The organism is Octadecabacter antarcticus 307 (assembly GCF_000155675.2).
Lineage (GTDB): Bacteria > Pseudomonadota > Alphaproteobacteria > Rhodobacterales > Rhodobacteraceae > Octadecabacter > Octadecabacter antarcticus.
The window spans coordinates 135,112-146,694 of record NC_020911.1; the positions used below are offsets into that span (position 1 = coordinate 135,112).

The 11,583-nt window shown below is 53.1% G+C and carries 7 protein-coding genes and 3 pseudogenes; 5 read left to right on the forward strand and 5 right to left on the reverse strand.

Annotation, left to right across the window (positions count from 1 at the left end):
• Positions 1 to 346 precede the first annotated feature (346 nt).
• Together OAN307_RS00685 and OAN307_RS00690 are read right to left on the reverse strand one after the other, a co-directional pair.
• Positions 347 to 1,336, reverse strand: a complete 990-nt coding sequence (locus tag OAN307_RS00685; protein WP_015497968.1) for an NADPH:quinone reductase — start codon at positions 1,334 to 1,336, stop codon at positions 347 to 349.
• Positions 1,337 to 1,529: 193 nt separating this feature from the next.
• Entirely contained in the window at positions 1,530 to 2,546 is a 1,017-nt protein-coding gene (locus OAN307_RS00690; protein WP_015497969.1) for a hypothetical protein, read from the reverse strand.
• A gap of 694 nt (positions 2,547 to 3,240) precedes the next feature.
• Between OAN307_RS00690 and OAN307_RS29555 the strand changes: the two are divergent.
• Positions 3,241 to 4,129, forward strand: a pseudogene (locus OAN307_RS29555) (transposase); the annotation flags it as partial.
• Between the two features lie 202 nt (positions 4,130 to 4,331).
• Here OAN307_RS29555 and OAN307_RS25705 read toward each other — a convergent pair.
• Positions 4,332 to 5,645: pseudogene (locus tag OAN307_RS25705) on the reverse strand (IS110 family RNA-guided transposase).
• A 135-nt stretch (positions 5,646 to 5,780) separates the two neighbouring features.
• Here OAN307_RS25705 and OAN307_RS00715 point away from each other — a divergent pair.
• A pseudogene (locus tag OAN307_RS00715) lies at positions 5,781 to 6,110 on the forward strand (integrase core domain-containing protein); the annotation flags it as partial.
• Positions 6,111 to 6,211: 101 nt separating this feature from the next.
• Positions 6,212 to 7,156: an IS110 family RNA-guided transposase gene (locus OAN307_RS00720; protein WP_275450630.1), complete on the forward strand. Its 945-nt coding sequence runs from the start codon at positions 6,212 to 6,214 to the stop codon at positions 7,154 to 7,156.
• Positions 7,157 to 8,052: 896 nt separating this feature from the next.
• Here OAN307_RS00720 and OAN307_RS00725 read toward each other — a convergent pair.
• On the reverse strand, positions 8,053 to 8,457 hold the full coding sequence (locus OAN307_RS00725; RefSeq protein ID WP_051067925.1) for a SulP family inorganic anion transporter: 405 nt from the start codon (positions 8,455 to 8,457) through the stop codon (positions 8,053 to 8,055).
• A gap of 129 nt (positions 8,458 to 8,586) precedes the next feature.
• Between OAN307_RS00725 and OAN307_RS00730 the strand changes: the two genes are divergently transcribed.
• A complete protein-coding gene (locus OAN307_RS00730; protein WP_015497974.1) occupies positions 8,587 to 9,240 on the forward strand; it encodes a DUF2461 domain-containing protein in 654 nt (217 codons plus the stop codon).
• A gap of 98 nt (positions 9,241 to 9,338) precedes the next feature.
• Positions 9,339 to 10,598, forward strand: coding sequence for a cation:proton antiporter (locus tag OAN307_RS00735; protein ID WP_015497975.1), 1,260 nt, complete (start codon positions 9,339 to 9,341; stop codon positions 10,596 to 10,598).
• 60 nt (positions 10,599 to 10,658) lie between these two features.
• On the opposite strand, the gene OAN307_RS00740 is transcribed toward OAN307_RS00735, so the two are convergent.
• The gene (locus OAN307_RS00740) at positions 10,659 to 11,573 is read right to left on the reverse strand and encodes an MYG1 family protein (RefSeq protein WP_015497976.1); all 915 of its coding nucleotides are present in this window, start codon (positions 11,571 to 11,573) and stop codon (positions 10,659 to 10,661) included.
• Positions 11,574 to 11,583: the final 10 nt, after the last annotated feature.

Below are 11,583 nucleotides of genomic sequence, written 5' to 3' on the forward strand. Positions count from 1 at the left end.
CTTCCAGAATTACCATTTAATTATAGTGGGTTAGATAATAGTATTTTGATGAAAATGGTCCCAAAAGCGGTCCTAATTAACGCCAGTTTGGTCATCGGTGTTTATCAAACAAGATGCCCACTAATCTCATGCGATGCCTTTGGCTTTAGAAGCGCTGTCCTAGCGTTTTGGGTATCGCAAACCAAGGCTGTTGGTAAGGCAGAGGTTCATTCGAGGGGCAGTTTTGCATAGGAGGATGTGACCATAAAGTAGCCAACTAGCCAGCCCCTTATTTCTACTGTGGGGTGCCGGAAAGCCTGATCCGCAGCTAAACGTATGCTCAGACTGACCACAAGTCGTGCTGCGTTCAACCGTCACATTTGACCAAGATTGCGCCGCTACGCCCACCTGCTTCTACGGCTTCATGGGCTGCGACGCAGTCCTCCAACGGATAGATACGTTCAACCGGACAGGACAGTGCGTCCGCATCCAAGGCGCAGTGTAACTTGGCAATCATCGCATCGCGCTCAGGTTTTGGCAGCAGATAGATCAGGATGATGTCGATGGTCACGGCTTTGAACAGCAAGGGCAGGAATGGCAACATCGGCTCCATGCTTTTGGCTGAACCATAGGCGGCGAGGCGGCCGTTAGGGGCAATCACTTCGGCGTCTAGGGCCACGTTGAGGCCAAATTCGACCTCGACAACTGTGGGGATCAAAGCGCCATCGTTCGCGGCGAGGATTTTGGTGGCCAGATCCGCTGCGCTATAGTCAAACACGCTGTCGGCACCGGCTGCCTTTACCTGTTTCATGTCACGCGGGCTGCATGTGGTGATCACTTTTGCACCGCCCCATTTTGCCAGTTGCACAGCCAGCAGACCGACTGTGCCCGCACCGCCTTGGATCAGCACGGTCTGCCCCGTGATGTCACCACCGCCAAAGACCGCCTGTGCGGCAGTCAGGCCAGGAATCCCAAGGATTGCACCTGTTTCAAGGCTAACTGCGTCTGGCAATGGCACGGCCATATCGGCGGGGAGGGTGATGTGGCTGGCTGCGGTGCCATGGGCGCGCTGCCATTGACCATTCCAGATCCAGACCCGTTGACCGATGCGCGCATTGTCCACGCCACCGCCCACAGCCTCGATCACGCCTGCACCATCACTATGTGGGATGATGGTCTCGAAGACGGGCCGCTCCAACCCCGGACGGCCTCTGCGCGATTTCACGTCTGACGGGTTCACGCCGGAAAAGGTCAGCGCCACACGCACTTCGCCTGATTGGGGTTCAACGTCATTCAGGTTTTGCAAATTCAGAACGTCTTTGGCTGTGCCAAGCTTGGAATAAGTTATCGCGCGCATGATGGGTATCCTTTGGGGTTTGTTCTACTCTACTCGCCTACTTTCGAGATTGGGAGGCTAGGCAGCTACCCGCAGGGCAGAAGGTCATTCTAGGGGCCGTTTCGCGTAGGCTAGATCTAGTGCAGGTCCGACTTATCTAGTGAGATAGTCTCAATGTGTATTTCAGGATCGCAAGCCACTTCTAATATTTCGTTCAGCTTATGAACGCGTAAATCAAAACCCAGAGCGACAGCACGAAACAGCAAACAATTGTGAAGGTGCCGTTCCAAATCAATCCAACGTGTCGTGCGCTGACGCCTGCGAACGATCCGATTAGCAGGGTTGTTGCCGTAAACGGGGAACTCGCACCGCTCATCGCCCAACCAGCGGTAAGCGCAACAACCAGGGCGGTGGGGTCTATGCCAAGGCTTGCGGCGCTTGGGATCAACGGTGCGATCAACGTCACTATCAAAATGGGGTTCATACCGAGTTGCCCTGCAAATGGAATAATCCAGACGAACGACACCAAAATCAGCCACGTCGGCAACGACGACAGATCAAACCCCGCATTTACCACTATAGGCGCCAATAATTGTGACCCGACAGTCCCTATATAACCTGCCATCATAAGCAAGATCAGCTCACCACGGTAAGTTGGCAATTCTAGCAAGACATAAGTACTGACGCGTCGGGCAACGCTAATAAGGGGTGCCTTTGACCAGTGTTGAATGAACAACCAAACGATCGCGATTGCAGGGACAAGCACCGCAACCAAGCCAACGATGCGAACATCTGTGACTGCATTCAGAAAAATGACACCAATAATTAAAGTAGCCAAAAGTGTAATCAAAGGTAGCATTACCGTCCATGTTCCGGGCGGGTCGCTGCGTATCGGCGTCACGCTAAGGCGAGGCTTGAAAATGCTGTCCATGGCCCAACCGATGCCCGCGACGATGCTCGAAGTCACAAGACCCGGCACCAGAACCTGTGTCCAGCTTGTATCGGGAATAACAGTGGTCGAAATTGCGATTGCAAATGACAGCGGGGACCATGGCAAAGTCGATATAAACGCGCGCTGGATCGCCAACAACATACGCCGGATACGGTGTCCACGAATTTCCGCGTTCGGTTCAGACTTCGCGTTGGACATCGCCAATGCGCCCATGCCTCTGGTCATCAGCGGGTAGATAGCAGCATGCTTCTGCTCAACTGCTCTGAGGATGTCCGTCATACTGTATCTTGTAGGTAGGTGCGGTCTCACTCCCTTTGGAACGCGTCTAGGGACGCTTGGACTATTCACAATCGTCTGAATGCACTTCTTGAGACCCTTACGGTATTGCGCTGGGATACCCTCCGCAAGTATATCGATAGGTCAGCTGTTTTCCAGCAGGGCATGTATAAATGCCGACCTCCCTGTAGTAGACTAAGTTCGCCTTCACAAACGTTCCTTTTTTGCGGTTCCCAGACGGGTCTGGCCGAGGGACATAGGGCCTGAAACTGGATTTACTGTAAATATGGATGTTGTTATCAAGGGGCCGCTTCGCCGCCCTCAGCCGCAACGTCAACAAACGTTAGGCGGTGTCTCAAAAAAACTCAGAACAGAGCTGTGAGCGCATTGCAGAGAACACCCGCTATGAGCCTAGAGTGACTGACGCTGCATTGCTCACATTTCGAGATGAAGGGCGGCAAGCATGCGTAATTGGGCAGCCTTTCGCTTTTGGGCCGAGCTCCCACTAAGATCACAGCATAGCTGTGAACAAGGGAGATAGATAATGGAATACTATGCTGGATTAGATGTGTCATTGCGATCCTGTGCACTTTGCATTGTTGATGGCAAAGGAACGGTGCTGTTCGAGCGAGAGTGACCTGCGCCCCTAAAACTCCTCCAGATTTGTGTAGAGTCCGCCCAACAAAAGGACGGACAAATGAAGGCACGATTTACAGACGAACAGATCATAGCAATTATCAAAGAACAGGAATCTGGGGAGAAGACTGCTGATGTATGTCGGCGGCACGGGATCAGTTCAGCGACGTTCTATAAATACACATCGAAGTATGGAGGCATGGAGCCGTCTGACGCGAAGCGGTTGCGGGCCTTGGAAGACGAGAACGGGAAGCTAAAGAAGCTGCTAGCGGAACAGATGCTCTCTTCTCGGGACATTGCTGCGCAATACCCTGTCAGGCGAGGGACAATGCAATGTTGCGAGACATCAATTCAAAAAAATGGTGACGCCCGTTGGGAAGCTTAAAGCTGTGGTTCACTTGATGGAAACTCATCAGGTTAGCCAGCGACCATTGCCCGGCAGGCGATTGCAAAGCAATCTGCCGAGAGGGGGCGTGCGATGTCTTGCAAGTTGATCGATCAACGGTGCGGTATCCGTCTCGCCGTGGCGATGACGCTGAGTTGCGTGATGCCATCAAGCGGGTTTCGAGGGAGCGGCGACGGTTTGGTTGCCGTCGTGTTCATGTGATGATCGCGCGCGAAGGCTTTGCGGTGAACCACAAAAAGGTGAGACGCATTTACACTGAAGAGAAGCTCCAAGTGCGTCGTAGGGGCGGTAGAAAGCGCGCTTTGGGCACGCGGAAGCCGATGGTGCTGCCTGTGATGGTCCTAACCAGAGATGGTCATTAGATTTTGTGTCTGACGCGCTGACTGACGGTCGCCGGTTTCGTATTCTGACGGTTGTCGATGACTTCAGCCGCGAGAACCTGGTACTTGTCGCGGACACATCATTGTCTGGTCAGCGCGTTGCCCGAGAACTGGACCGCGTAATCGCTGAGCGCGGCATGCCAAAGACGATTGTGTCGGATAACGTCCTATGCGCGGAATGATTAGCTGAATTGGCGTCAGGTTATTGTCGCATCGAGGCGTCTCGACACGTTAGAAGCATTGCTCAGTTTGGCATTTTGGTCAACGAACTGTCTCTCCCATAACAAACACAGAGTACGCTTTTGCGGCTCTCACCGTCCTTAAGACGAGATCTTTGGGTCGTTGAGCAGAAGGCCTAAACATTATCTACGAGGTCAGTTGTCTGCCTCCACGGCCCTTACAGAGAAAGGTCCTACTGCTGTCGATCACCCCTCAAAGAAGGGGCGATATGGTTCGCCGTGCTTGATGATCCCATGAACGGTTCGGGCCATCTTCGCTGCGATTGCGGTGTACGCCTTTCGGCGCAAATGGGTGTTGTGACGGTCTTTGGCGATGTAGCGCTCGAACTTGTCGCGGAAGCTGTTGGTGCGCTGCAGAATAGCAACCTGTCCAGCCATCCAAAGCGTTCGACGAAGCCGAGCATTGCCATATTTTGACAGTTTGGTTTGCCCTCTGAATGTACCTGATTGCATAGTCGCAAGGTCCATTCCACAGAACTTCGAAAACTGCCGGTGATGACGAAAGCGCCGTACATCCCCAGCTTCTGCCAAAATTGTCAAAGCATTGATGGGACCGATTCCAGGTATCGATGTCAGTAGCTTATAATCTGGTAGGTCCTTGAGAAGCGCGACGGCGCGATCTTCAATTTGATTGCGTTGCGCGATAAGACTGCGGCCTTCCCCGAGAACCAAGCGGAACATGCTTATCGCGTCGGAATCTGCGGCAACCGGCAGTCCGACTGATACTTTGGCAGTCTCGTAGATATCTGAAAGTAAACGCTCTTTTGCAACCTTGAGGCCCACCACATCCCAAGCGTCAGCGATGAATGCCTCCTTGCTCATGGCTGAGATCAAGTGTGGTGACGGATAACGTTCAAGGAAAGCAAAGAACCAGTCACTGCGAGAACTGCGAGAACTGCGATGGAAACGATCAGCTTCAGGAAAATACAGCGGCAGATAATGGGTTAAAACTCGGTGCCACAACTCGGTGCCACAACTCGGTCTTCGACTTGGATACGATGTCATGCGTTTTGGAAAGCTCTTGGATGTCGTTAGTGCCACGCACGAGGGGGTCATGATAAAACTGCTCGTTCCCGATCTCCATCATGTGAAGAATGACCTGGGCATCCTTAGGGTCGTTTTTGTCCCAACTGTTGTGCAAGGCCTCTCGCGTTCTGGCCAGGGCCACAGATGACACCAACTTCAACTCAAAACCTGCTGCGGCAAGATGATAAGCCAAGGCACGGTGATAATTACCCGTTGCTTCAAAAGCTACACGGACAGGGCGGCCGTAGCAGGCAAGCGATGTGATTAGACGATTGAAGTCGTCTAGCTGGTTCAGAACAGTCAAACGACGGCAGCGCTTCTTGTCCGCAATAGCAATGAGAACTTCGTCGCGGGCCTTCGAGATATCGATGGCCACCAAAACGGGCGCAGTTTGTGTAATAATGATATCGGTCATAGTTGGTCTCCTTTGCGGTGTGGTTTGTACAAAACCACCGTAGGGACCTGAGGCACGGCTATGACCACCTGCTGCGTTATTTGGGGCTGCGCAGGCAGTCATAGCCTTAAATTAGCGATATTCCGAAGGTGTTACGGCACAGAGTTCACCAGCATGGCGATCCTCAAATGGGTTCAAAATACGGGTATCGATTGGCATTATATCGCGTCCCGCCGCCCGGCAGTGGTTTGCTTGCAAACCATGAGAGGGGGCAAGCCCCAGCAGAACGGGTTCATCGAAAGCTTCAACGGTAAACTAAGAGATGAATGCCTCAATGAAACGCTGTTTGCCACATTGGGCGACGCCCGCAAAACGCTTGAAGAATGGCAGGACGACTACAACTGGCGCAGACCACATTCAGCTCTGGGGAACCTGACGCCAATGGAATTTTTAGAGAGAAGGATCATCGACAAGATGGCCGCTTAAGGTCAAAGATTTAGCACCAAGGACTCCGCGCAAAGCTGGAGGGAAATTGGGGCACAGGTCAAGAGCTGCCTTGTGAGGTCGGTGATATCGCTGAATGCCTTTTGGAATTTCCACATCCGATTGAACGTGTTGGCTTTGAGGCTGGATCGATGAGTCAGCATCTTTTCTTTGGCCTGACCGGTGAAGGTTTTGATGTTGTCTGCATGGAGGCACGCCAAGTGAGTGCTGCTCTGTCAGCGATGAGGAATAAGACTGACAAAACAGATGCACGAGGTATCGCGCAAATATTACGCACAGGCTGGTTTAGTCCCGTCCATATGAAAAGTCGTGAGGCTCATGGCCTACGCGCGTTGCTCAGCACGCGTAAGACGCTCCTAAAGAAGACGATTGATCTAGCCAATGAAGTGCGTGGATTACTGAAGGTTTTTGGAGTCCGCCTCCCAAAAACTGTGAAGCATGGTAGCTTCGACAGCGTTGTACGGCCCATGATCGAGATCGATGATGTTCTGGCACATGCTCTCGTGCCATTGCTCGATGCGAGGGCCGTTTTGTATCAACATTATTTGGAACTAGATCGGCGCGTTAAGAGGGCAGCCAGTCAAGATGATGTCTGCATGAAATTGATGACTATTCCTGGCGTCGGCCCTATCGCTGCGTTGAGCTTTAAATCGGCGGTTGATGATCCAACCCGTTTTAAACGATCCCGCACCGTTGGCGCATATTTTGGGCTTACACCGCGAAGATATCAGTCAGGAGAGCATGACAATCCAGGGCGGATATCCAAGTCTGGGGATCGAGACGTGCGGGCCGTTCTATATGCAGCTGCCAATGCGCTGCTTATGCGAACGATGGCAAGCTCCCAGATTAAATCTTGCGCTGCCCGGCAGGCGATGCCTGCATCGCTGAGAGGGGGCATGCGATTGATGCGCACCAAAGGACGTCGCCGCGCCGTCGTTGCTGTCGCACGTAAGTTGGCCGTCCTAATGCACCGCTGTTGGATCGATGGCTCAGAATTCCGTCAGGACCAAGTGGGAGGCATGGCATGAACTAAAACGCCAACCCACAATCCTAACGGGGTCGTCCCTCACCGGACGAGGTTCGTGCCCTCTCGGGCATGTAAACATGCCCTGCCTGGTAATAGAAGAAGCCGAAAAGGTCTGCTGCGCATCTTGAAGCGCGCCGGAAAGCGGGGCTCTCCACTGCCGATCCGACATATGCTTGCAGCGATGCCATTCGAACATCAAACCAGACTGCGAAGAGAAGCGTGACCCGGATGAGTGACAAAGACCCAAAACAAACAAGGAAAAAAAGCTTGACCTAAATACCCAATTAGAGGGACGGACCTTCGCGTAAGACGAAATGGATGAAAAACATTTCAAAAAGCCATTCCCCAAATAACTTGATTAGGACTGCCGTCTAATTGCAATTCAAACCAAGTGGCTCTCGATATCTCAACGCGGGACACCTAGCTGACTTCTGTTTGACTGTGAAAAACACGCGGCGACGATACTCCATAGGGCTCACGCCATCTTTTCAAAAAGATTAAAGTGTCGCGCCCACCGGTTGAAACCGCCCCGTGCCGCAGACGACGGCACATAGCTCAATTCTGCAATCGTTATTTTGACAGCTTTGCCCGTGGGTCCTTGACCGATGGATCGCCGTTTAACACCCTATTGACAGTCTTGGGCGAAACGCCTGCGACCAGTGCGAAACACCAACTAAGGAAACTGCGGAACTATGAAGTGTGGTCGCCACGCATTGCGCCCTTTTCTGGCATTTACGATGCCCTGCCAGGCAGCTGGACAGGAGCCAATCATTCGGTCCGAAACCATCGCGGACAGCAGCGATAACCAGCCCCGAAAATTTCGGGGCGAGCCGTCGCCGCGCGACCATTGACACCACTGTGGCAAGCTCGATCCGAACGGCATAAATATTAATGGTGTTACGCGCTGCCCAATGCGTCACAATCTTTGCGATGTACTCCACGGGACGCTGCACAACCGATAGCCTGAAGAGAATCAGCAACCAATATAATAATGCTGGCCATGATCGTTGCAAAGACAAGCCTGTCAAATCCATGTTCAGTGATCACCCCAAATACGATGACGACAAATGCACCTGTCGGTCCGCCGATCTGCACATGGCTGCCGCCAAGGCTGGAGATCAACAGCCCAGCAACGATTGCTGTCACAAGCCCACTTTCCAACCCTGCCCCAGAGGCGATGGCGATGGCGATGGCAAAGCTTAACGGTAATGCAACCATGGCAACCGACACCTCAGCGATCAGATCGTTGGTGAATTGCTGCCAATCGTGAATGGTGAGCGCGGTCAGAATTTGCGGTTTCATTCCCCACCGTGGGCTAAGGTCCATGACGACTTTGATATCCCTATGGCTGATTTTCTGAATTGGTCTTACAAGGATGCGACGGATACGCAGACAGCCCCTAGCGGTTGCTACGAAACAGAAAGGGCGCCCATGGTAGAGCCAGAAACATTTACGTTCCTTGCAGATCTCGCAAAGAATAACAAAAAAGCTTGGATGGACGCGCACCGCGAAGAACGCGACGACGCCATGCGCAATTTCACCGGGATCGCGATGACGCTGCACGACTACGCTGATCGCTTTGATCCATATGTCGCTGAGGCGGTGATTAAGCCAAAACAAAGCTACACCAAGTTCTTTCAGGAACCGCGCGATCGCGTTGGGCGTGATCTGTACCGCATGGGCATAGATGTTTTTGCCAATGCAGGTCATCCGGCTGATGACGTTGGTTATTACCTTCATATTGAGCCGGGAAATTGCCACGCAGGTGCCGCCCTTTTCCAGCCGACCAAGCCCGCACTTGCACGGCTGCGCACGCGTCTGGTCGATGACCCGCAGGGACTGAAAGCCATCTTGGCCGACCCTGAATTCCAGATGATGTTCCCGGACGGGGTGGTCACACGAAAAGGGTTAGGCGTTGTGCCGGAGGGATTTTCAGCCAGCGATCCTGCCGCTCCCTATCTGAAAATGGTTGGGCTGGGGTGCCGCAAAGACCTGCCAGACGCGCACCTGCTCGACGACGATGTCATTGATCAACTGATTGAGATTTTTCGCCCCGCCAGCCAGCTGGTGCGCTATTTCGACTAATATCGCGACTGGGTAGACCCATCCAAACATGATTTCTGGGTCGCCCAAGGTCTTCAAGACGTTGATGATGCAAGAATAACCAAAAGGACCTCTGCGCAATGTCACTGCTGCAAATTGCATCGCTGCTGATCGTCCTTGCGGGGGCCTTTGGCACAATTAACTATTTGTTCCTTCGTCTGCCATCCTCGATTGGTATTCTGGTCGTGGCGCTCATTGCTTCCTTCGCGGTGATCGCGACTGATACGCTGTTCCCGTCATTGACCGTGGAAGAACAGATCCGTGCGCAGGTGCTGGAATTAGAATTTTCCGAAGCCTTGCTAGAAGGTATGTTAGGTCTTTTGTTGTTTGCTGGTGCGCTGCACGTCAAACTTTCAGATCTGCGCAAGGCGTGGCTTGTCATCTTCTTGATGGCAACGATTGGCGTTGGTCTTTCGACAGCAATTGTCGGCTTCGGGTTTAGCTGGATTACCGGTGCGCCGCTGATAATTGCGTTCGTTTTTGGTGTGTTAATTTCGCCAACAGACCCCGTCGCGGTGCTTGGTGTTTTGCGCGAGGCAAGCCTGCCAAAAGCCCTTGAAACCAAAATTGCTGGCGAAAGCCTGTTCAATGATGGTGTCGGATATGTGGTTTTCCTCGTGCTTGTCGGGATCGCGTTTCCGAGCGGTGACCATCACGGCTCCGGCTTTGCTGGGGCGGCGCAATTGTTCATTCAAGAGGTGGTCGGCGGGGCGATTTTGGGGATTGTTCTGGGCTGGCTGACTTTCCGTGTTATGCGCCGGATTGATGACTATTCACTCGAAGTACTCATCACACTCGGCCTTGCGTTTGGTGGCTACGAACTCGCCGTTGCGCTTCAAGTTTCGGCCCCGATCATGGCCGTCTGTGCGGGGCTACTGATCGGCGATATCGGGTCTAAACACGGCATGTCGGAAGAAACCCGCAAATATGTGGAGGCTTTCTGGAAACTCATCGATGAAATCCTGAATGCAGTGTTGTTCTTGATGATCGGGTTTGAGGTTTTTGCCATCGCATTTGAAACTGACTTTCTGATCGCGGGCTGCATGGCAATCCTGCTTGCACTTATCGCGCGGCTGGCTGCTGTTGCGGTCCCCGTCCTTTTGCTGAAACCATTTCAGACCTTCAGCAAGGGCGTGATCCCGATCATGACTTGGGGCGGCTTGAAAGGTGGTATTTCCGTGGCGCTGGCATTGTCACTGCCGGACGGCGACTGGAAACCGTTGATCCTGACAGTGACCTACATTGTCGTCGTTTTTTCAATCATAGTACAGGGACTTACCGTGACACGATTGGCTGAACGAATTGGCAGAACGCCGGAGCTACCCAACCAAGAAGACTAGAAAGTATGTATTCTGGATCGGGTAAGTCTTAGTCAAAGATGGCGGACAGTGACTACCGATTTAGGCCTCTCGCACCGCGATTTCGGCCATTTTCAAGATCGCCTCACGACTGTCTGCCACAGCGATAAAACGGGCGTTGTGACAGAACTTGGCGCCTTTGATGCCACTTGCATCCTCAAGGGCGGTGTCCGTCAGACCAGCCCACGCGACTGGTAGATCGGCGCGTTGTTCAAACGTATCACTGGACAGCTTGATGCCGCCAAGTGTCCAGTCATCGCCACGTGGATGGATCACGAACAGCATGTGCTCGGCCCCCGCCTGATCAAGTGCAGAGCGGTAAGGCATGCCCATGGGCAGTTCAAGAATTGGTGACGTGCCAGCGTTGGTGATTGCTTCAAGAACGATGCCTTGCGCACGGGCCTTCGCCGCAAGATTGCGAATTTGGGCTTCGACAAAACTGCGCGCGATGGGCAGGGCGGCGAAGAATGCATCGTCGTCAGCCGTTGGAGATGTGTCGTCAAAGACCGGCTTTAGGCTGCCCAAAAGTGCGGGCAACGTCAGGATAGACAGCGGCCCCGCGACCGATGGTTCAATCGCGCCGTTGTCCAACAAGTCGATCGGCAACACAAATTTTGTGTCAAACTTGGTGTGGATCGCCTCAATATCATCTGTCGGCACATCCATCGCCACCAAATACGCCCGCCCGTAATGCGCCCAGATCAGGCCAAATGAGCTGAACGGTTGGCCATCGCTGCGCAGCGGGCTGGGACGTTGGTGGTGATCAAATATTTGCGCCTCACTGTCATAGTCTCCGCCAACATCATAAATAATCTTATCGGCCGTGGGCGTTATCCATTGGCGGTCCCGACTGCGCAATAGATCCGCCTGCGGGAACAACCGCGTGAGCACGACAGACGACAACAGCTCGTCCGCATGAAAACCGCCGGAATGGGTGACAAGATGGGTAATGGACATGGGTTTGTTT